General features: G+C 62.8%; 22 protein-coding genes and 1 rRNA gene. 21 read left to right on the plus strand and 2 right to left on the minus strand.

The window, feature by feature from the left end; all coding sequences use genetic code 11:
- The 12 genes from BMZ79_RS22970 (at nt 1) to BMZ79_RS23025 (ending at nt 8,724) form a co-directional block, all read left to right on the plus strand.
- Entirely contained in the window at nt 1-876 is an 876-nt protein-coding gene (locus BMZ79_RS22970) for a sugar phosphate isomerase/epimerase family protein (RefSeq protein ID WP_090644474.1), read from the plus strand.
- Complete coding sequence (locus BMZ79_RS22975) at nt 873-2,018, plus strand: Gfo/Idh/MocA family protein (RefSeq protein ID WP_090644338.1); 1,146 nt, start codon at nt 873-875, stop codon at nt 2,016-2,018. Before BMZ79_RS22970 ends, BMZ79_RS22975 begins: the two co-directional genes overlap by 4 nt.
- An 8-nt stretch (nt 2,019-2,026) precedes the next feature.
- Nucleotides 2,027-3,103 (plus strand): Gfo/Idh/MocA family protein, encoded by a 1,077-nt coding sequence (locus BMZ79_RS22980; protein ID WP_090644476.1) that lies wholly within the window; start codon nt 2,027-2,029, stop codon nt 3,101-3,103.
- 34 nt (nt 3,104-3,137) lie between these two features.
- On the plus strand, nt 3,138-4,076 hold the full coding sequence (locus BMZ79_RS22985; protein WP_256253030.1) for an AraC family transcriptional regulator: 939 nt from the start codon (nt 3,138-3,140) through the stop codon (nt 4,074-4,076).
- 31 nt (nt 4,077-4,107) lie between these two features.
- Nucleotides 4,108-4,890 carry an SDR family oxidoreductase gene (locus BMZ79_RS22990; RefSeq protein WP_090644342.1) on the plus strand — a complete coding sequence of 261 codons (783 nt, stop codon included), beginning with the start codon at nt 4,108-4,110 and terminating at the stop codon, nt 4,888-4,890.
- Between the two features lie 166 nt (nt 4,891-5,056).
- Complete coding sequence (sigY, locus tag BMZ79_RS22995; RefSeq protein ID WP_090644344.1) at nt 5,057-5,608, plus strand: RNA polymerase sigma factor SigY; 552 nt, start codon at nt 5,057-5,059, stop codon at nt 5,606-5,608.
- Complete coding sequence (locus BMZ79_RS23000) at nt 5,595-5,933, plus strand: DUF5345 family protein (protein ID WP_090644347.1); 339 nt, start codon at nt 5,595-5,597, stop codon at nt 5,931-5,933. Before sigY ends, BMZ79_RS23000 begins: the two co-directional genes overlap by 14 nt.
- Nucleotides 5,930-6,175: a hypothetical protein gene (locus tag BMZ79_RS23005; protein WP_090644349.1), complete on the plus strand. Its 246-nt coding sequence runs from the start codon at nt 5,930-5,932 to the stop codon at nt 6,173-6,175. The genes BMZ79_RS23000 and BMZ79_RS23005 overlap by 4 nt, the downstream gene beginning before the upstream one ends.
- A 105-nt stretch (nt 6,176-6,280) precedes the next feature.
- Nucleotides 6,281-6,484, plus strand: coding sequence for a PLD nuclease N-terminal domain-containing protein (locus BMZ79_RS23010; protein WP_090644351.1), 204 nt, complete (start codon nt 6,281-6,283; stop codon nt 6,482-6,484).
- Nucleotides 6,481-7,476 carry an ABC transporter ATP-binding protein gene (locus tag BMZ79_RS23015; RefSeq protein ID WP_256253032.1) on the plus strand — a complete coding sequence of 332 codons (996 nt, stop codon included), beginning with the start codon at nt 6,481-6,483 and terminating at the stop codon, nt 7,474-7,476. The genes BMZ79_RS23010 and BMZ79_RS23015 overlap by 4 nt, the downstream gene beginning before the upstream one ends.
- Nucleotides 7,473-8,255, plus strand: a complete 783-nt coding sequence (locus BMZ79_RS23020) for an ABC transporter permease (RefSeq protein WP_143089049.1) — start codon at nt 7,473-7,475, stop codon at nt 8,253-8,255. The genes BMZ79_RS23015 and BMZ79_RS23020 overlap by 4 nt, the downstream gene beginning before the upstream one ends.
- 88 nt (nt 8,256-8,343) lie before the next feature.
- Nucleotides 8,344-8,724: an ATPase gene (locus BMZ79_RS23025; protein ID WP_090644360.1), complete on the plus strand. Its 381-nt coding sequence runs from the start codon at nt 8,344-8,346 to the stop codon at nt 8,722-8,724.
- Between the two features lie 225 nt (nt 8,725-8,949).
- On the opposite strand, the gene BMZ79_RS23030 is transcribed toward BMZ79_RS23025, so the two are convergent.
- A complete protein-coding gene (locus tag BMZ79_RS23030; protein ID WP_090644362.1) occupies nt 8,950-9,774 on the minus strand; it encodes a hypothetical protein in 825 nt (274 codons plus the stop codon).
- Nucleotides 9,775-9,898: 124 nt separating this feature from the next.
- Here BMZ79_RS23030 and BMZ79_RS35270 point away from each other — a divergent pair, with 124 nt between their 5' ends.
- From BMZ79_RS35270 to BMZ79_RS23060, 7 genes are all read left to right on the plus strand, one after another.
- Nucleotides 9,899-10,105: a hypothetical protein gene (locus BMZ79_RS35270; protein ID WP_256253033.1), complete on the plus strand. Its 207-nt coding sequence runs from the start codon at nt 9,899-9,901 to the stop codon at nt 10,103-10,105.
- 45 nt (nt 10,106-10,150) lie between these two features.
- Nucleotides 10,151-10,438 carry an Asp-tRNA(Asn)/Glu-tRNA(Gln) amidotransferase subunit GatC gene (gatC, locus tag BMZ79_RS23035; RefSeq protein WP_090644365.1) on the plus strand — a complete coding sequence of 96 codons (288 nt, stop codon included), beginning with the start codon at nt 10,151-10,153 and terminating at the stop codon, nt 10,436-10,438.
- Between the two features lie 36 nt (nt 10,439-10,474).
- A complete protein-coding gene (gene gatA, locus BMZ79_RS23040) occupies nt 10,475-11,932 on the plus strand; it encodes an Asp-tRNA(Asn)/Glu-tRNA(Gln) amidotransferase subunit GatA (protein WP_090644368.1) in 1,458 nt (485 codons plus the stop codon).
- Nucleotides 11,933-11,962: 30 nt separating this feature from the next.
- Nucleotides 11,963-13,405 carry an Asp-tRNA(Asn)/Glu-tRNA(Gln) amidotransferase subunit GatB gene (gene gatB, locus BMZ79_RS23045; protein ID WP_090644370.1) on the plus strand — a complete coding sequence of 481 codons (1,443 nt, stop codon included), beginning with the start codon at nt 11,963-11,965 and terminating at the stop codon, nt 13,403-13,405.
- Nucleotides 13,406-13,535: 130 nt separating this feature from the next.
- Complete coding sequence (locus BMZ79_RS23050) at nt 13,536-15,473, plus strand: DUF4097 family beta strand repeat-containing protein (protein WP_090644374.1); 1,938 nt, start codon at nt 13,536-13,538, stop codon at nt 15,471-15,473.
- Between the two features lie 80 nt (nt 15,474-15,553).
- Complete coding sequence (locus BMZ79_RS23055; RefSeq protein ID WP_090644375.1) at nt 15,554-15,991, plus strand: Fur family transcriptional regulator; 438 nt, start codon at nt 15,554-15,556, stop codon at nt 15,989-15,991.
- A gap of 142 nt (nt 15,992-16,133) precedes the next feature.
- The gene (locus BMZ79_RS23060) at nt 16,134-17,870 is read left to right on the plus strand and encodes a glycosyl hydrolase family 18 protein (protein ID WP_256253034.1); all 1,737 of its coding nucleotides are present in this window, start codon (nt 16,134-16,136) and stop codon (nt 17,868-17,870) included.
- A 74-nt stretch (nt 17,871-17,944) separates the two neighbouring features.
- Here the strand turns inward: BMZ79_RS23060 and BMZ79_RS23065 are convergent, their stop codons facing one another.
- Nucleotides 17,945-18,322, minus strand: coding sequence for a YgzB family protein (locus BMZ79_RS23065; RefSeq protein WP_090644377.1), 378 nt, complete (start codon nt 18,320-18,322; stop codon nt 17,945-17,947).
- A gap of 145 nt (nt 18,323-18,467) precedes the next feature.
- Between BMZ79_RS23065 and BMZ79_RS23070 the strand changes: the two genes are divergently transcribed.
- Nucleotides 18,468-19,334 (plus strand): nucleotidyltransferase-like protein, encoded by an 867-nt coding sequence (locus BMZ79_RS23070; protein ID WP_256253036.1) that lies wholly within the window; start codon nt 18,468-18,470, stop codon nt 19,332-19,334.
- A 337-nt stretch (nt 19,335-19,671) separates the two neighbouring features.
- A 16S ribosomal RNA gene (locus tag BMZ79_RS23075) occupies nt 19,672-19,845 on the plus strand; the annotation flags it as partial.

Genomic DNA, 19,845 nt, shown 5'->3' on the forward strand with positions numbered 1-19,845 from the left:
TTGAAATTATCCGTATTCACCGTCGCGGCGCCGGATCTGTCGCCCGAGGAGCTGGGCGAGGCGGCGGCGTCCGCCGGCATCGCGGGACTGGAATGGCGCTGCAAGGAGACGCCGGCGGAGCTGCTGAACGAGGCGCCTTCTTTCTGGGGCAACAACAAGTGCACGATCCCGCCGGACGCCGGCGAAGCCGAAATCGGCCGCTTCCGGCAGGCCGCGGCCCGCAGCGGACGCAAGGCGATCGCGGTCACGCCGTACTTGAGCTGCGGCGACGTCGAGGGCACGGAGCGGATCATGCGGCTCGCCCGCAGCCTGGACGCTTCGATGGTCCGGGTGGGCGTGCCCGGCTACGACCGGACGAAGCCGTACGGCGAGCTGTACGAGCAAGCGATCGGCTATCTGCGCGAGGTCGAGCGGCTCGCGCTGGATTACGGCGTGAAGGCGCTCGTCGAGACGCATCACGTTACGATCGCCCCGAGCGCCTCGCTGGCGCACCGGCTCGTGTCCCCGTTTAACCCGGACGCGATCGGCGTGCTCTATGATCCCGGCAACATGGTGCACGAAGGCTACGAGAATTACCGGATGGGCATGGAGCTGCTCGGCCCGTACCTGGCGCACGTGCACGTGAAGAACGCGGCTTGGCGGCCCGCTGCCGCAAGCGGCGATGCGGCGGACCATCTGGAGACGGTCGAATGGACCAGCGGCTGGGCGCCGATCGCGAACGGCGTCGTCCCTTGGAAGCAGGTACTCCGGGATTTGAAGGCCGTCGGCTACGACGGCTGGTATGGAGTGGAAGATTTCAGCGGCACGTTCGACACGCGGACGATGCTGCGCGCGTATGCCAACCAAATGAATCGATGGACGGAGGAAATCCTATGAATCAGGTCAGATACGGCATCATCGGCATCGGCAACATGGGGTCGGGGCACGGGGCGATCCTGACGTCGGGCAAAATCAAAGGCGCGGTGCTGACCGCGATCTGCGACGCCTTCGAGAGCAAGCGCGAATGGGCGAAGGAGCAGTACGGCGCGGGCGTCGCGGTGTTCGAGAACGCGACCGCGATGATCGGCTCCGGTCTCGTGGACGCGGTCGTGATCGCCACGCCTCATTATGATCATCCGACGGAAGCGATCGCGGCCTTCGCCCAAGGGGTGCACGTCCTGGTCGAGAAGCCGGCCGGCGTGTACGTGAAGCAGGTGCGGGAGATGAACGAGGCCGCGGCGAAGAGCGGCAAGACGTTCGGCATCATGTATAACCAGCGCATGAACCCGCTCTACCAGAAGCTCCGCGACCTGATCTCGACCGGCGAGATCGGCGACGTCCGTCGCATCAATTGGATCATCACCAACTGGTACCGCTCGCAGGCGTACTACGATTCCGGCACGTGGCGCGCGACGTGGGCCGGCGAAGGCGGCGGCGTGCTGATCAACCAATGCCCGCATAATTTGGACCTGTGGCAGTGGACGACGGGCATGATGCCGACGCGCATCCGGGCGTTCTGCCAATTCGGCAAGCACCGCGACATCGAGGTCGAGAACGACGTGACGGCGTACGCGGAGTACGCGAACGGCGCGACGGCGGTGTTCATCACCTCGACGTCCGACGCGCCGGGCACGAACCGGCTCGAGGTGACGGGCAGCCGCGGCAAAATCGTCATCGAAGACGACCGCATGACGATGTACCGCCTCCGCGAAGACGAAGCGGATTTCAACGCGCGCAACACGGTGCCGTTCGCGTCCCCGGAAGTGTGGAAGATCGAGCTGCCGAAGGCCGGTCCGAGCCCCGAGCACGCGGGCATTCTCCAGAATTTCACGGACGCCGTGCTGAACGGCGCGCCGCTCGTCGCGCCGGGCGAGGAAGGCATCCTCGGCCTGACGCTGTCGAACGCGATCCATCTGTCGACGTGGCTGGACGACTGGGTCGACCTGCCGCTGGACGAAGCGGTGCACGAGGCGGAGCTGAACAAGCGGATCGCGTCGTCCAAGTTCAAACGGCCGCAGCCGGCGGAGGCGCGGAACTGATGGCGGCGGTGAATCGCGGCGACGGCATGAACTACGCGCCGGTGTCCATCGTCAAGCCGGCGCCCGTCGCGGGGCCGGGCGAATTCGTCTTCGCGGCGATGGCGCTGGACCACGGCCATATCTACGGCATGACGAACGGGCTGCTGGAAGCGGGCGCCACGCTCAAGTGGGTGTACGACCCGGATCCGGCGAAGGTCGCGCAATTCGTCAAGACCTATCCGCAGGCGCAGGCCGCGGCTTCGCCGGAAGTCATCTTGGATGACGCCGAGGTCAGGCTCGTGGCCGCGGCGGCGATTCCGTCCGAGCGCGGGCCGCTCGGCGTCCGGGTCATGCGGCACGGCAAGGACTATTTCACCGACAAGACGCCGTTCACGGCGCTGGAACAGCTGGACGAGGCCCGCGCGGCCGCCGCGGAGACGGGGCGCAAATACATGGTGTACTACAGCGAGCGCCTGCACGTGGAAAGCGCGATTTACGCCGGGCGCCTCATTCAGGAAGGCGCGATCGGCCGCGTCGTGCAGGTCATCGGCACGGGGCCGCACCGGCTGAACAAGCCGTCCCGCCCGGATTGGTTTTTCCGCAAGGCGCAGTACGGCGGCATCCTGGCGGACATCGGCAGCCATCAGATCGAGCAGTTTCTGTTCTTCGCCGGCTGCAAGGACGCGACGGTCGCAAGCAGCAAGGTGGCGAACTACAACAACCCCGACGTGCCGGAGCTGGAGGATTTCGGCGACGCGACGCTGATCGGGGACAACGGCGCGACGAACTATTTTCGCGTGGACTGGCTGACGCCGGACGGGCTCGGCACCTGGGGCGACGGCCGGACGATCATTCTCGGCACGGACGGGTTCATCGAGCTGCGCAAATACATCGACATCGCCCGGGACAAGCGCGGCGACCAGGTTTATCTGGTCAACCACGAGGGCGAGCATCATCTGTCCGTCGGCGGCCAAGTCGGCTTCCCGTTCTTCGGGGAGCTGATTCTGGACTGCCTGCACCGGACGGAAAACGCGATGACGCAGGCACATGCCTTCAAGGCGGCGGAGTTGTGCCTGCAGGCGCAGCGGCAAGCGGTCCGGCTGTAAGCCGATATGGGCTCGAAAGGGGCGGCGTGGTACAATGGGCGAAGTAGTTCACCCGGAAGGCACGGGGGTCCATATGGAGGGGTCGGACATGCCGCTCACGCTGCAATGGCAGCAGCCCATCGAACTGATGTACCGCAACGACGCGCCGATGAACGGCGCGCAGTTTCATTCGCACGCCTTCTACGAGATGTATTATTTTCAGGAGGGCGAGTGCAATTACCTCATCGGCGACAAGCTGCTGACGCTGCAGCCCGGGGATCTGATCCTCATGCACGGCATGACGCTGCATTGTCCGAACCCGTCGCCGGAGAAGCCGTACGTCCGGACGATCATCCATATGGACCCGGCGTACGTGCACAAAATTTTGCAGCCCGACGCGGCGGCGATGCTGCTCAAGCCGTTCGAAAACCTGCGCAACATCCGCATCTCGCTGAACGAAGCGGATCAGGCTGAGCTGGAGGCGCTGCTCGCGGAGATGAACCGGCTGTACGCGCGGACGAACGAAGCGGGCGTGCGCACCGCGTACGAGCGGTTCGTCCTCCGCGTCATCGAGCTGCTGCATCTCATCCGGGACTGGTGCGTCGCGCCCGTGTACGAGCGGGAGCACCGTTCCTTGAAGGAACAGCACGTGCAGAGCGTCATCACGTACTTGGAAGACCACTACGTCGAAGAGATCACGCTGGACGACATTGCCGGCGCGCTCCATCTGACGAAGCCGTACTTGTCCAATTTGTTCAAAGACGTGACGGGCACGACCGTATTCAAATATTTATACAACCGGCGCATCAACCAGGCGAAAATGATGTTTCGGCTGGAGCCCCGCCAAAGCGTGTCCGAGGTGTGCCGCGCCGTCGGCTTCCATCAGCTGCCGCATTTCAGCCGATTGTTCAAGACGACCGTCGGCGAAAGCCCGGAAGCGTACCGGAAGCGCATGCTGCGGCAATCGGCCGCGGAAGGCGGCGGCTCCGCCTGATGCGCCGCCAAGCGAAGGAGACATCCCGACCATGGGCATTACGAGCGAGTTATTTGATTTGACCGGCCGCACGGCGGTCGTCATCGGCGCGGGCAGCACGCTCGGCAGCGTCATGGCCGAAGCCCTGATCGGCCACGGCGCCCATGCGGCGCTCGTCGTCCGCGATCCGGAGAAGGCCGAGGAGAAGCTCGCGCCTTTGCTGGCCACGGGCCGGGCCGCGGTATTCCGCGCGGACGCCGTAGCCAAGGCGGACCTGCAGCGGGTTGAAGGCGAAATCAAAGCGTGGTCGCCGAGCGGCCGCGGCGACATCCTGCTCCATACGGCGGGCACGAACAGCGCGACGCCGTTCTTCGACATCGCGGAGGACGAGTTCGACCGCATCATGGACGTCAACGCGAAGAGCGTCATGCTCGCCTGCCAGGTGTTCGGCCAAGCGATGATCGAGGACGGCCGGGGCGGCAGCATCATCACGGTCAGCTCCGTGTCGTCGGGGCCGCCGTTGTCGCGCGTCTTCACCTACTCGGCCTCGAAGCATGCCGTCAACGGCATGACCCAGTACTTGGCCAGGGAGTTCGCGCCTCACGGCATCCGCGTGAACGCCATCGTGCCGGGCTTCTTCCCGGCCGTGCAGAACCGCGCGATTCTTTCTCCGGAGCGGATCGACAGCATCATGGGCCATACGCCGATGAAGCGCTTCGGCGATCCGAAGGAGCTGCAGGGCGCGGTCGTCTGGCTTGCGTCGGAGGCGGCGTCCGGCTTCGTGACCGGCGCGCTCGTTCGCGTGGACGGCGGCTTCGGCGCCATGACCATCTAGCTTGCGTTTGCCGATGATGGTCGCGATAGACCGGAGCCATGCGGCTCGTTTCCCGAATCCGGGGAGCGGGCCGCGATTTTTTTTTGCGGGGAAATGAACAAACGCGCATAGCCGGGCGTCCTATAGCCGATACCGAACAACAAAAAGCGAAAGAAGGAGCCGCAGCATGTCGAGCGCAGAGCCGCAGCCGGAAGAAGAACAATGGATCGCCCGTGCCGTACGCGGCGACGACGCAGCGCTTGCGAGCCTGCTTCGCGCCCATTACGGCATGCTGTACAAATATATGCTCAAGGTCACGATGAACAAGGCGATGGCCGAAGATCTCGTGCAGGACACGATGCTGCGGGCGATCGAGCGGATCGGGACGTTCCAGCGCCGGAGCAAGTTTTCCACCTGGCTCGTGTCCATCGCGACCCGGCGGTACCTCGACGAGATGCGCAAGGAGAAACGGTCGCGGAAATGGCAGTCGGAGGAGCAGGCGCTGCGGGGTCTCCGGTTCCAGGCCGCCGCGCGGCGGCAGGAATGGCCGCATGCGCTCGACGCCCTAGGCGGCTTGTCGTACGAGATGCGCGTGCCCATCCTGCTGAAATACGTATACGGCTATGCGTACGAAGAGATCGCCGCCTGGATGGAGATTCCCGTCGGCACGGTCAAGTCCCGCCTGCATAACGGCCTGGGACGATTGCGAAAGGAGCTGAAAGACGATGAAGAAGCGTGACGGGGAAGCGGAACGGGAGCGGGCGTTCAAGGAGCTGCTCGGCGAGCATGTGGAGCAATGGGATGCGGATATCGAACCGCCGATTCCCGGGGAAGACGCGTTCGCGCGGCTCGTGCGCGATCATAAGGAAGCGGTGCGCGGCCGCCGGCGGAGGGAGCGCTGGGTATTCCTCGGCATCAGCGTCCTCGTGCTCGGCCTGCTGACGCTGCTGTGGCAGCGCAGCCCCGCCGCGTTTGCCGCGCTGCAGGGCGTTGCGTTTCTGGTCGGCATCGGCGTGCTCGCCGCCACCTTCCGGCCGGGCGGAGAGGAGCGTCGGCGCACATGAACGGATGGGAAATCGCGCTGCTCGCCGCCGTCGCGCTCGTGCTGCTCTGCCAGTCCAATTGGCTGTTCGCGGACGCCCGGAAGCACAGCCGCATCCCTTGGTTTTGGGGGCTGTGGGGGCTGATCAATTTCCCGCTGCCGCTGATTTTGTATTGGCTCATCGTCCGCCGGGCTTGGCCGTTCGGACGCGGGCGCAGCCGTACCGATGGCGACGGCGGAGAGCGAAGCGGCCGGTCCGGCTGAGCCGGCGTGGCCGGCGGCACCCGCGTGGCCAGCGGCACCGACGACACCGGCTGAGCCGGCAGCAAGCATCGTCGTTTGCGGTATATTTCGTAGGGGGGAATCGTCATGGATCAACTTTCGCATGGGCAGCTTTTGTCCCTTTTGCTTCCGCTCGTCGTCATCGAGCTCGCGCTCAAAATTTCGGCCATCGTCGCCTGCGTTCGCTCGGAACGCACGCGCGGACCCAAGTGGCTGTGGCTGCTGGTCATCGTCTTCGTCAGCACGTTCGGGCCGATCGCCTTCTTTCTGTTCGGGCGGAAGCCGGCATGAGGGGGCGGGTGCCGATGGAGGCGAACGCGACTGACGCGGGCGCCGGCTTCCAAGCGGAAGCGATCGTCGAGGCCGCGGGCGTGGCCAAAAGTTTCGGTGCCGTCCGCGCGCTGGACGGCGTCGGCTTCGCGCTGCGCGAAGGCCGCTGCGCCGCGCTGCTCGGCCCGAACGGCGCGGGCAAGACGACGCTGCTCCGCATCCTGACCGGCCTGCTCCGGCCGACGTCGGGCGAGGTACGCTTCCGCGGCCTCCCGCCGGGGGGCGATCCGCGCGCCCTGATCGGCTACTTGCCGCAGCTCCCGGCGTTCTACGGCTGGATGAGCGGCAAGGAATTTCTGCAATACGCCGGCGAGCTGTGCGGCTTGTCCGCCCGCGAAGCGTCGCTGCGCGGCGACGGGCTGCTGGCGCGCGCCGGTCTCGGCGCCGCTGTCGGCAAGCGGCGCATCGCGGGCTACTCCGGCGGCATGAAGCAGCGGCTCGGCCTCGCGCAGGCGCTCGTGCACCGCCCGCGGCTGCTCGTCCTCGACGAGCCGGTGTCCGCGCTCGATCCGATCGGCCGGCGGGAGGTCATGGAGCTGCTGCGGGAGCTGAAGCGCGAGACGACCGTCCTGTTCTCGACGCATGTGCTGCCCGACGCGGAGGAGCTCTGCGACGACGTCCTCATTCTGCAGCGGGGCCGCATCGTCGGCGGCGGCGCCATGGAAGCGGTTCGGTCGCGCTACCGCGCGCCGGTCGTGACGTTGGAGGTCGAGCCCGGCGAACCCGCGCGGGCGCGGCTCGCGGCTTGGCTGACCGAGGTGGCGCATCCCGCCATCGCGTCCGCCTCGCTGCAGCCCGAGGGCGGCGTCGTCAGATTCGAAGTCCGCGACGCGGACGAGGCGCGGGCGTATTTGCTCGGCAAGCTGGCGGAAAGCCGGCTGCCGCTCGCGAGACTCGAGATCGGGCATACCTCGCTCGAGGACATTTTCCGGGAGGCGGTGCAGAGCCCGTGAGACAATGGCGCGTCATGGTGCGCAAGGAATGGCTGGAGCTCGTTCGGACGTGGAAGCTGCTCTGGCTTCCGCTCGCGTTCGTGCTGTTCGGGGCGATGCAGCCCGTCACGACGTATTTTCTGCCCGATATTCTCGCGCATGCGGGCAATCTGCCGGAAGGCGCGCTCATTTCGATTCCCGTTCCCAGCGCCGACGAGGTGCTGGCGCAGACGCTGGGGCAGTTCAACACGGTCGGGCTGCTGCTCATCGCCCTCGCCGCCATGAACGGCATCTCCGCGGAACGGTTCGGCGGCCTCGCGCCGATGCTGCTCGTCAAGCCGGTATCGTACCGCGGCTACGTCGCGGCCAAATGGACGGCGCTGCTCGCGCTGATCGGCATTGCGTTCGCGGGGGGCTTCGGCGCGGCGTATTATTACACGTCCGTGCTATTCGAAAGGCCCGCTTGGCGCGACAGCCTCGCCGCGTTTCTCTATTACGGGTTATGGCTCGCGCTCGCCGGCACGCTGACGCTCTTGTTCAGCGCGCTGCTGCGAAGCGGCGCGGCCGCGGCGGCCTGCTCGCTCACGCTGCTGGCCGGCCTCGCGCTGTCCGCGTCGCTGCTGCCCGAGACGTTTGCCGCGAGTCCCGGCCTGCTGCCGAAGCTGGCGTCGGCGCGGCTGCTCGGCGGCGGTCCGGCCGGCGGCTGGCCCGCGGTCGCCGCCGCGCTGGCCGTCATCGCGGCCGCCCTGGAAGCCGCGGCGCTCGTGCTCCGAAGGCACCCCGCCCCCGATGCGGCGTAAGCCGTTTTCTCTATTGGACTTCCTTTCTTTTTTTTAGTAGGATAGAGGGATAGAGAATCGGCAAATGGGTAACGGGGAGTTGATAGAGTTGTTTAAACTGGGACAACGCATTGTCGTGCTGTCGGATGCATTCGAACAAGGTCTCCCGATCGGGGAGTATGGCTATATTATCGCGTACGATCGGAACGCGGACAACGCGTTCGACTACGTGATCCGCGTGCCGAAGGCGAACCGCAACTTCTACGTGCCGGCCGCGGACGTCGAGCTCGAAGAAGTGCTGATCAAGCAGGAGGTCGACAAGCTGGAGCGCGAGGCGCTGATCGATTTCGCGCTGGCGACGCATAACGCCGAGCTGTTCCACCGGATCATGAACGGGGAGCAGGAGACGGCCGACGAAGAAGGCGGAGGCGGCGAGCCGCAGTCCCGCGAGGATTTCATGCGCCAGGTCCGCTTGAAGGCTTGGATTTAAGTACAAGCTTGATGAATCGCAAGGTTGCTTGATGGAAAGGCTAGGTTGCTTGATGGAATGGCTAGACTGTTCGACGAACTGCGAGATTAATAGAGAGAAGAGCCTCGCGCCCATTGCGGACGCGAGGCTCTTTGTTTCGTCCGTACGGCAGACGCAAGCCGGCCGCGCGGGGGGCCGAACGACCTCCGCGCGAGCCGCCAAACCCCGGCTTCGCCAATCGCGTCGCTACGCGCCCTCGGCCGCCGAACCCGCGTCGGTGCCTGCCGCGCCGCCGCTTTCGGCGCTCTTCTTAAGCGGCGTGCTCCAGCCTTCGCGTTTGACTTGCGGCATTGCGCCGTTCACGATTTTCTCCGCGATGCTGCCGACCTCGGCGCTGATTTTATCCGCCTGCTCCTGCGTGAGCTTGCCCGCTTTCACGGCGGCGTTCAGCCCGTCGACGATCGCTTGCTTCTGCGCGTCGATGAGCTTTTGGACGTCCACGCCCTTCTCCTTCGCCACGTCCGCGAGCGATTTGCCGTCCGCGAGCTCCTGCTTGAGCGCGTCCGTCGTCACGCCGAGCAGCTTGGCCGACGCTTCAAGGTCGAGCTTGCCGAAGCCGGCTTTGAAACCGCCTTTGCCGCCGGCGCCGCCGAGCGGGTGCTGACCGTCGAGCGTCTTGTCGAGGTTTTCGTCGAACGCCTGCTTTTCTTTCGCCTGGCGCTTCTCGAACGCCGCGGTCATCGCCTGCTTCAGCGCGTCCCGGGATACGCCTTGTTCCTCGGCGATTTGCGCGAGCGTTTTGCCCGCGGCCAGCCTTTCCTTCAGCGTCTTGGCGTCCAGCTTCAGCAGATCGAGCACCTCTTGGCCGACCATGCCGCGGCGAAAGCCCTCCGATCCGTCCCTCGGCGCGAGCGCCTTGCCTTTGTGAATCGTCAGGGTGCTGCCGGAAGCGGCGGAATGCTCGGCTGTCGTCGTCGAGGAGCTGTACGTCGCCGCATACGCGCTGAGCGGGATCATGACCGCGAGAGCGCCCGCGAGGGTCAGGGCTTTCATCGATTTGTTCAGTTTCATCGTGGTTACCTCCATTGCGTTTGGTTGAAACTCCCTTACACGGCCCAGTATGGACAGCCAACCTTAATAGAAGCTTAAAGCCGCGTAAGCCCATCCTTAGCCCGGCGTGAAATTTTTCTTCATAGTGGAAAAAACGTTGGGCGTTCCGGGTCGCGAATTCGCCTTTCTGCCCGACGCGGCCTCTCCGCATACTTCCGGTTTAATCGCCTCTCCCATAGCGCCGCGGTCCCCCGGCATCGCCGGCGGCTTGATTATCCCGGCGCGAACGATTCCCGGCCATGCGAAAGCCTTGCGCAAATGCGTTGAGTTTGTTTCCGGCCATGCGGTATAATGGGTAGAATGTGTGCCATTTGGATGGAAAGGACGGGACGAGACGATGAGCATCACGATCAAAGATGTCGAGCACGTGGCCAATTTGGCCCGGCTGGAGCTGTCCGAGCAGGAGAAAGAGCAGTTCGCGGGCCAGCTGAACGCGATCTTGAAATACGCGGAGAAGCTGAACGAGCTGCAAACCGACGACGTGGAGCCGACGACCCACGTGCTGCCGGTACGCAACGTCATGCGCGAGGACGAGGTCCGGGCATCCGTGACCAACGAGACCGCGCTGCGCAACGCGCCCGACGACGAAGACGGCCAGTTCAAAGTGCCGGCCGTGCTGGAATAAATTTCGCTCGCGCAGATTTGAAGGGAGGAACGGCTGTTGGCACTTTTCGATTTACGCCTGCAGGAAGTACATAACCGATTGAGGAACAAGGAGCTGTCCGTCGCCGAGCTGGTGAACGCGTCCTACGCGCGCATCGCCGAGACGGACGCATCCGTTCAAGCGTTCTTGACCTTGAACGAGGAAGGCGCGCGGGCCGCGGCGGCGGAGCTCGACCGCGCATTGGCGGACGGCGGCGAACAAGGCCTCTTGTTCGGCCTGCCCGCAGGGATCAAGGACAACATTGTTACCGAAGGATTGCGGACGACGTGCGCGAGCCGGTTTCTGCGCAACTACGATCCGATTTACGACGCGACGGTCGCGAAGAAGCTGAAGTCCGCGCAAGCCGTGACGATCGGCAAGCTGAACATGGACGAGTTCGCGATGGGCGGCTCCAACGAGAATTCCAGCTTCCATCCGACCCGCAACCCGTGGAACACGGACTACGTGCCCGGGGGCTCGAGCGGCGGCTCGGCGGCTTCGGTCGCGGCGGGACAAGTCTACTTCGCGCTCGGCTCCGACACCGGCGGCTCCATTCGCCAGCCTGCCGCTTATTGCGGCATCGTCGGCCTGAAGCCGACGTACGGCCTCGTGTCGCGCTTCGGCCTCGTGGCGTTCGCGTCCTCGCTCGACCAGATCGGACCGCTGACCAAGAACGTCGAAGACTCGGCCTACGTGCTGCAGGCAATCGCCGGCTACGACCCGAACGACTCCACGTCGGCGAACGTGGACATCCCCGACTACGTCAGCGCGCTCAGCGGCGACGTGAAAGGGCTGCGGATCGGCGTGCCGAAGGAATATTTGGGCCAAGGCATCGACCCGAAAGTGAAGGAAGCGGTGCTCGAAGCGCTCAAGCGGTTCGAAAGCCTCGGCGCGACATGGGAGGAAGTGTCCCTGCCGCATACCGAATACGCGGTCGCGACGTACTACCTGCTCGCGTCCTCCGAAGCGTCCTCGAACCTGGCCCGCTTTGACGGCGTCCGCTACGGCGTGCGCGCGGACAATCCGGACAACCTGCTCGATTTGTACCGCAAGTCGCGCAGCCAAGGGTTCGGCCAGGAAGTCAAGCGCCGCATCATGCTCGGCACGTACGCGCTCAGCTCCGGCTATTACGACGCGTATTATTTGAAGGCGCAGAAGGTGCGCACGCTGATCAAGCGGGATTTCGACGACGTGTTCGAGAAGTTCGACCTCATCGTCGGGCCGACGGCGCCGACGACGGCATTCCCGATCGGCGAGCAGATCGGCGATCCGCTGACGATGTATTTGAACGATATTTGCACGATTCCGGTCAGCCTGGCGGGCGTGCCGGCCATCAGCGTGCCGTGCGGCTTCGCGGACGGTCTGCCGGTCGGCCTGCAAATCATCGGCAAGGCGTTCGACGAGCGCACGGTGCTGCGCGCCGCGCATGCGTACGAGCAGCACACGGAGCACCACAACCAGCGTCCGCGGCTGTAGCGGACGGTCAGGAAGCAGGAGGGCGAAACCATGTTTGAACCGAATAAATACGAAACGGTCGTCGGCCTGGAGGTCCACGTCGAGCTGCACACGAAGAGCAAAATCTTCTGCGGCTGCTCGACCTCCTTCGGCGCGCCGCCGAATTCCCATACCTGTCCGGTCTGCCTCGGACACCCCGGCGTGCTGCCGGTCTTGAACCGTCAGGCGCTGGAGTTCGCCATGAAAGCGGCGATGGCGCTCAACTGCCAAATCGCGGACGTCAGCAAGTTCGACCGCAAAAACTACTTCTATCCCGATTCGCCGAAAGCGTACCAGATTTCCCAGTTCGACAAGCCGGTCGGCGAGCACGGCTGGATCGACATCGAAGTGAACGGGCAGACGAAGCGCATCGGCATCACGCGCCTTCATCTGGAAGAGGACGCGGGCAAGCTGACGCACATCGACGGCGGCTTCGGATCGCTCGTGGACTTCAACCGCGTGGGGACGCCGCTCGTCGAGATCGTCTCCGAGCCGGATCTCCGTTCGCCGGAAGAGGCGAAGGCTTACCTCGAGAAGCTGAAGGCGATCATGCTGTACTGCGAAGTGTCGGACGTGAAGATGGAGGAGGGCTCGCTTCGCTGCGACGCCAACATCAGCATCCGGCCGTACGGCCAGCAGGAGTTCGGCACCCGCGCGGAGCTGAAGAACATGAACTCGTTCCGCGGCGTGCAGCGCGGCTTGGAATACGAGGAGATGCGCCAGGCCGACGTGCTGGACGGCGGCGGCAAGGTCGTGCAGGAGACGCGCCGCTGGGACGAGACCCAGGGCAAGACGTTCACGATGCGCAGCAAGGAAGAAGCGCATGACTACCGGTATTTCCCGGATCCGGACCTCGTGCAGATCCACATCGACGACGAATGGAAGGCGCGCGTCCGCGCGTCCATCCCGGAGCTGCCGGACGCCCGCAAAGCCCGATACACGTCCGAGTACGGCCTGCCGTCCTACGATGCGGAAGTCATCACGTCGTCCAAGAAACTCGCGGACTTCTTCGAAGAGAGCCTGGCCTACACGAAGGATGCCAAAGCGGTGTCCAACTGGATCATGGGCGACCTGCTCGGCTACCTGAACGCGGGCGGGCTGGAGCTCGACGACATCAAGCTGACGGGTCAAGGCCTCGGCGAGATGATCGGTCTGATGGAGAAAGGCACGATCAGCAGCAAAATCGCGAAGACGGTCTTCAAGACGATGCTCGAGACCGGCAAGCTTCCGCAGCAAATCGTCGAGGAGCAAGGACTCGTCCAGATCAGCGACGAAGGCGCGATCGCGGAAGTCGTCGACCGGATCGTCGGCGCGAACCCGCAATCGGTCGAAGATTTCAAGGCGGGCAAGGAGAAGGCGATCGGCTTCCTCGTCGGCCAGGTCATGAAGGAAACGAAGGGCAAGGCGAATCCGGCGCTGGTCAACAAGCTGCTGCTCGCGCGTCTTAACCAATAAGCGCAAGCGGATTTTCGCGATATCGCTTTCCAGGGAGGCATGCCCGCCGTCATCGGCGGACATGCCTCTTTGTCGTATCGGGATTATGTTACAATATGGATAACGACTCATTTTCGGCAGGAGGGTGCCAATGCGCGAACCATCGAGATTCAAGACGACCGCCGCGCCCTTGCTCGCGTTTCTCGTTCCCGGCGGCGGGCACCTGCTGCTCGGCAGGCCGGGACCGGGATTGCTGCTGCTGCTTGGGACGCTGACGGACATCGCGGCGATGATCCGGCTGGCGGACGAAAGCGGCGGCAAGTTTGCGCTTTTCATTTTGCTGCTCGGCCTGGGGCTGCCGGCGTTTTGGTTTTACAGCGTGTTCGGGGCGCTGCAGCTGGCCGCGCGAATTCGCAGGGAAGGACTTTCGGAGGAGAACGAACGGTCAGGCGGGCTGCCGGCGGTTGCGCAGGGCATGGCCGCGATCGCGCTGGCTTGCGTGCTGTGGGTCCTGGTGCAGACGTCCGCGGACTTCTCCACGCTCATCGCATCGTTCGGAACTTACGCGCCGGGGCCTCTGCTGATGGCGCTTGCGCTCGCGATCGCGTTAAGGAGGAAGAATGCCATGTTTAAGATCGGCCGGTTTACGGCGGCGGCGGTGCTCGTCGGGGTCGGCGCCTTGCTGCTCTGGGACCAGCTGGAAGGGCGCAACGACATCGGGCTGCTGGGGCAATGGTGGCCCGCGGCCTTCGTCCTGCTGGGCATCGAGGTCGTCGTTTCCGGCCTCGCGTACCGCCGGGCCGCCCGTCGTCCGTCGTTCGACGTCGGCGGCGCGTTTATCGCGGCCGTCGTCGCGGTGACGGCGTTCGCGGTGACGCAGTACGCCGCCATGCCGTTCAAGTGGCTCGACGAGTTCAAGGTCAATCTCGCCGGGACGAGCGAGCTCGGCGAGGAGAAAGGATTCCATTACGTCAAAGACGCGATTCATCGGCCGCTGCTGCCGGAGACGACGAGCATCGCGATCGATAACCTGAACGGGAACGTGACGGTCAAGAAGGGCAGCGTGAACGAGATCGTCATCGAGACGGTCGTATGGGTGGATTCGGAGGATAAGGCCGAAGCGGATAAGACGGCCGAGAAGTCGGCCGTCGACGTGAACGGCGGACAGAAAGTGCAAATCAAAGCGCAGGGCCAGCCGTACGGTACTAACGGGGAACGCAAGCCGCGTATGAATATGGTAGTTACGATTCCGGAGAATTCCGCGTTCGGCACGGCCGGGCAGCCGCCCGGCTCGGGCATGCAGCCGGAGGCCGGAGGGACGGAAGGCGAAGAGACCGCGGGGAACGCCGTATCCGCTAACGGCGCGGCGGGGAATGCCGGCTCGGGAAATGCCGTTTCCGGGAACGGAACGGCAGGCGCCGCGAACGAATCCGCAACTTCGGCGGGCCATGATTCGTCTAATCATACGGAGACGCCGAAAACCGTGCTTTACATCAGTACGGTGAACGGCTCCGTCGACGCGGCGGACCTCCTTGTGACCGGCGGGTTGACCGTCAAGGTGACGACGGGCGAGATCTCCGTCCGCCAGATCCGCGGTCCGGTCGACGCCGAGACGAAGAACGGCAGCATCACCGCGCGGACGATGGAAGGCGACGTGAAGCTGAGCACGTACAACGGCGATATCGAAGCGTCCGACATCGGCGGCGGCTTCGACGGTTCGACGCTGAGCGGCAGCATCGATTTGAAGCGCGTTTCGGGCGACGCGGACACGGATACGAAGAACGGGCAGATCGGCATTCAGGATGCGCTCGGAGCCGTCCGGGCCGACACGCTGAACGGCGACATCCGCGTCGCGAGCGGCGCTGTCGGCGGCGACTGGGACATCGACAGCTCCATCGGCGAGATTCAAGTCATGGTTCCGGAAGCCGGCAACTATTCGGTGAACGGCTCCGTCACGTTCGGCGACATCAGCAGCGATTTGCCGCTCGCGATTAACAAAAAAACGATCCGGGGCAGCATCGGCGAAGGCGCGTACCGCATCAACATCGACGCCAACAGCAGCATCGCGGTAAATCGTTACAAGCCATAGAATGATTCCCTCTTTCATTGACAAATTGAAAACGATCCACGTACAATGGTTCTAAACTACGCGGAAAGGACGTGTTGGGCATGGGAACGTCCGTGGAACAGGCCTTGGAACAATTGAAAAGCACCGGCGTCCGTATGACCCCGCAGCGTCACGCCATCCTAAGTTTTCTCATGCACTCCATGACTCATCCGACAGCGGACGAAATTTACAAATCGCTTTCGCCATCGTTCCCGAGCATGAGCGTGGCGACCATATATAATAACCTTCGGCTGTTCGTCGAAGCGGGATTGATCAAGGAATTGACGTACGGCGACGATTCCAGCCGGTTCGATGCGGACATGTCGGAGCATTACCATGCGATCTGCCGCACGTGCGGGACGATCGTCGATTTTGATTACCCGCCGCTGACGGACGTGGAAGACGCGGCCTCCAAGGAGACGGGGTTCAAGGTGGAAGGCCACCGCATGGAAATTTACGGGCAGTGCGCGAACTGCGCAACCCGGCATAGAGCCAATTGATCGAGACCGGACCGGATGATCGATTCCAGGACCGAACGAACGCGCGAGGGTGGAGGAAGCTCACCGGCTGCGCGTTTTTTATTTTGAATGATTGCTTGTCCGCGCGCATAGCTTGTCTTATGGAAAGGAGTCGTTTTACATCGTGAACGTGGAAACGGTACGCTATCGGCCCAGACGCCGGGGCGGGGGCGGCGGCTTGAAATGGCTCGTCGTCGCCAGCGGATTGGCCGCGATGATCATCGTCATTTGGGTTGGCTGGCAGCGGCTCGCGCCGAACGATACGGTCGTCAAGCCGGATTACGGGGCGGAGCATCCGCTGCTGTACGACGGCAAGCCCGTGCAGAACGGCGCCCTGGTGGACGGGGACCGGATCCGCATTCCGATCGCGTTCGTGCAGAACCAGCTCGGGTTGAAGGAAGAGGTCTATTACGAAAGCAAAACGGGGTCCATCGTGCTTACGACGGCGAACAAGGTGCTGCGCATGCAGACGAACGCGCTGACGGCCAAGTTGAACAAACAGCCCTATCAGCTCCGCGTCGCCGCTCAGGTCGTGGACAAGGTTGCCTATATTCCGGTCGAGCCGCTCAAGGAGCTGTTCGGCCTTCAGATCGAGCGCGACGCGGCGCCCAATCTCGTGACCGTGCTCACCGCGGGCGATGCGATTCAACTCGGCGCCAAGCCGAAGGGGGAACTGACGATCCGCCGCGGGCCGTCGATCAAGGAACCGATCTATGAGCGCGTCGCCGCCGGGGCGGAAGTCCGGATTTGGGGCGAGGAGAAGCATTGGTACCTCGTTCAGAGCCCGGACGGCACCGTCGGGTACGCGGACAAATCCGCGATCGCGCTGACCAAGCGGGAGCAGATCAAGCCGCTGAAGGACGAGCCCGTTTTTCCGGCCTGGAAGGCCGTCGGCTCCAAGATCAATCTGACGTGGGAGGCCGTCTATGCCAAAGCCCCGGATCCCGCGGTGGTCGATGCGTTGAACGGCGTGAATGTCGTGGCGCCGACCTGGTTCGAGCTCTTGGACGGGAGCGGCAGCATCAAGGGCAAGGCCGACATGGCTTACGTCAACCGGGCGCACCAACAGAACATGCAGGTATGGGCCGTATTCAGCAACGGCTTCGAACCGGACCGCACGACGAAGGCGCTCGCGAGCGCGGCGACCCGCCAGAAAATGATCCAGCAGCTGGCGGCTTTCGCGCAGATGTACAAGCTTCAGGGCATCAACCTCGACTTCGAAAACATCTATACGGCCGACAAAGCCAATCTTGTTCAATTCGTGCGCGAGTTGACCCCGTACATGCACGAAATGGGCGTCGTGGTCTCCATCGACGTGACGCCGAAGTCGAACAGCGAGATGTGGTCGTTGTATTTCGACCGGGAGGCGCTTGGCAAAGTCGTGGATTACATGATGATCATGGCCTACGACGAGCATTGGGCGTCGAGCCCGGATGCGGGCTCGGTGGCTTCGCTGCCGTGGACGGAGCAATCGGTCAAGAAGATCTTGACCGAGGATCGGGTAGCGCCGGGCAAGGTCGTGCTCGGGATGCCGCTGTACACAAGGCAATGGACGGAGAAGAAGGACCAGAACGGCAAGACCGTCGTCACCTCCAAGACGCTCGGCATGGAAGCCGTGCAGAACATCATCCGGCAGCGCGGCTTGAAGCCGACCTACGACGAACAAGCGGGACAGCGGTACGTGGAATTCCAACAGGACGGGGCGCGGCAGCGCATCTGGATCGAAGACGGGTTGTCCATGAAGGCGAGAGTCGCGTTAGTGAAGAAGTACAAGCTGGCCGGGGCCGCGACGTGGCAGCGCCAGTTTCAATCCGACGATATTTGGGGCATCATTCATCAATCCTTGACGACTCTTCCTTGAATGGCCGAAAATGACCGCAAAAAAGCCAGTCCGAACGGCGCATCCGTTGGGCTGGCTTTTTTGCGTTCGCGCGACTACGTTTGAGGCTGGCCGACTTCTTCCGCCGCGGATTCATCGTCGCCGAGGTCCGTGGCCTGTTTGGGATCCAGCGTCAGTTTCGTTTTGCAGTACATGCACCGGTCGGTTTTGCCGAGTATCTTCGTATGCCGGTTGCACTCCGGGCAGATCAGGATCGTCGCGCTGGTGGAGAGCATGCCCGCCCAGAAATACACGGCGACGCTGACCAGCATGGCGATCATGCCGATGACCATGAAGATGGCGGCGAATACTTTGCCGGCTTGTCCCCAAAAGACGATCCCGGCCGTGCCCAATATCATTAGACCCATCCCGAACAGGGTGAAGAGTAGTCCCCAAAGCCGAAATTCATTGATTTTACTTGATTTCCCGAACATGGCGATTCAGTCCTTTCTGAAGCTTCCCAGTTGTTTCTTAAGACCTTAGGCAGGAAAATGCACGGACATTGTCGAACAAATAAAATAGACAACTGCCAAATTATTATAGCTTAAACAAATGCCTGAAGCTATACGGGGGACCGACGTGGAGCATATAAAATCGCAATTCAAAGCCGTATACGAGCGCGACGAGCGCATAATCAGCCTGGCGGCCATCGAGAATCCGTTTCCTTACAATCCGCTGATCGACGGTTTGGACCTGCTAGTGCTCGCCGTGACGGAGCGCTTGGAGCCCGATAAGGGAACCGAGCATATCCGCGCCGGCGGGGAACGGGTTCAGATCAGAACGGTCACGCCGGAGCTGCTGGAGCAATGGACGGCCGGCGGCGAGAACCGCAGCATCATACAATGGCTTGCTCGGGGGGAAATCCTGTTGGACCGGGATAATTATTTGGCGCAATTGCGCGACAAACTGCTTGCGTTTCCGACCGTGCTCCGCGAACAGAAGGAACTCGTGGAATTCTCCGGGTTCCTCCGGACGTACCTGCAGGCCAAGCAGGATCTGCAGGACAACAACCTGCTCGACGCGTACAGTAACGTGCTGGCCGCGCTGCACCATTGGGCGCATATCGCCTTTATCGAGGAAGGCGTGCATCCCGAACTGACGGTTTGGCGCCAAATGCGGCGGTTCAATCCCGGCATATACAAGCTGTACGAGGAATTGACCGTATCGCCGGAGTCGCTGGAGAAACGAGTCCAGCTGGTTCTGCTGGCCTGCGAATTTTCGGTCATGAGCAAAATGAAATCTTCGTGCGGACTGCTGCTTTCGATCTTGGAAAGCCGCGAAGAACCGTGGAGCGTCATGGAACTTCGGCGTCATCCGATGCTTGCGGACCTTCATATAGATTTGTCGCTGCTGCTGCAGAAGTTGGTCATGCGGGGATATATTAAAGAAGTCGCCTACATGCCCACTGCCGGGGATATGGAGCTTTTAGAACTTCGGTATCATTGATGATAACGCGCATGCGAGAAGCATGCGTTTTTTTGTTTTCGAAAAGTGCTTGACGCGTTGAGTGACCGTATGCTAAATTCTTTATTACCGCCTCCGGGATACGGTAAACCAGCATAAAGCTGCCAAGCGGGCTCGAAAAAAGATTCATAAAAAAGCTTGCATCGAAGTCGCCGGATGTGATATATTAATCAAGTCGCCGCTGAGACATGGGCGAACGAGCGAGAAACATTTGTTCCTTGAAAACTGAACAATGAGCGACCTGTCAAAAGGTTTGAACAAGCAAGTCAGCGATGAGCTAACAAGCCATCTTGAAACTGATTGGTTTCGGCCGATCGCTTTTATGGAGAGTTTGATCCTGGCTCAGGACGAACGCTGGCGGCGTGCCTAATACATGCAAGTCGAGCGGACTTTCCCTTCGGGGAAGGTTAGCGGCGGACGGGTGAGTAACACGTAGGCAACCTGCCTGCAAGACCGGGATAACATTCGGAAACGAATGCTAATACCGGATACG

Origin of the sequence: Paenibacillus sp. UNC496MF (assembly GCF_900113915.1) — a bacterium.
Lineage (GTDB): Bacteria > Bacillota > Bacilli > Paenibacillales > Paenibacillaceae > Paenibacillus_Z > Paenibacillus_Z artemisiicola.

Excerpts from the sequence above, each read along its gene's own strand:
- sigY (WP_090644344.1), top strand. The coding sequence starts at position 5,057 with ATGTCGAGCGCAGAGCCGCAGCCGGAAGAAGAACAATGGATCGCCCGT.
- BMZ79_RS23000 (WP_090644347.1), top strand. The coding sequence starts at position 5,595 with ATGAAGAAGCGTGACGGGGAAGCGGAACGGGAGCGGGCGTTCAAGGAG.
- BMZ79_RS23055 (WP_090644375.1), top strand. The coding sequence starts at position 15,554 with ATGGGAACGTCCGTGGAACAGGCCTTGGAACAATTGAAAAGCACCGGC.
- BMZ79_RS23050 (WP_090644374.1), top strand. The coding sequence starts at position 13,536 with ATGCGCGAACCATCGAGATTCAAGACGACCGCCGCGCCCTTGCTCGCG.
- BMZ79_RS23015 (WP_256253032.1), top strand. The coding sequence starts at position 6,481 with ATGAGGGGGCGGGTGCCGATGGAGGCGAACGCGACTGACGCGGGCGCC.
- BMZ79_RS23030 (WP_090644362.1), bottom strand. The coding sequence starts at position 9,774 with ATGAAACTGAACAAATCGATGAAAGCCCTGACCCTCGCGGGCGCTCTC.
- gatC (WP_090644365.1), top strand. The coding sequence starts at position 10,151 with ATGAGCATCACGATCAAAGATGTCGAGCACGTGGCCAATTTGGCCCGG.
- BMZ79_RS23065 (WP_090644377.1), bottom strand. The coding sequence starts at position 18,322 with ATGTTCGGGAAATCAAGTAAAATCAATGAATTTCGGCTTTGGGGACTA.
- gatB (WP_090644370.1), top strand. The coding sequence starts at position 11,963 with ATGTTTGAACCGAATAAATACGAAACGGTCGTCGGCCTGGAGGTCCAC.
- BMZ79_RS23010 (WP_090644351.1), top strand. The coding sequence starts at position 6,281 with ATGGATCAACTTTCGCATGGGCAGCTTTTGTCCCTTTTGCTTCCGCTC.
- BMZ79_RS22975 (WP_090644338.1), top strand. The coding sequence starts at position 873 with ATGAATCAGGTCAGATACGGCATCATCGGCATCGGCAACATGGGGTCG.
- BMZ79_RS23005 (WP_090644349.1), top strand. The coding sequence starts at position 5,930 with ATGAACGGATGGGAAATCGCGCTGCTCGCCGCCGTCGCGCTCGTGCTG.
- BMZ79_RS22985 (WP_256253030.1), top strand. The coding sequence starts at position 3,138 with ATGGGCGAAGTAGTTCACCCGGAAGGCACGGGGGTCCATATGGAGGGG.
- BMZ79_RS22990 (WP_090644342.1), top strand. The coding sequence starts at position 4,108 with ATGGGCATTACGAGCGAGTTATTTGATTTGACCGGCCGCACGGCGGTC.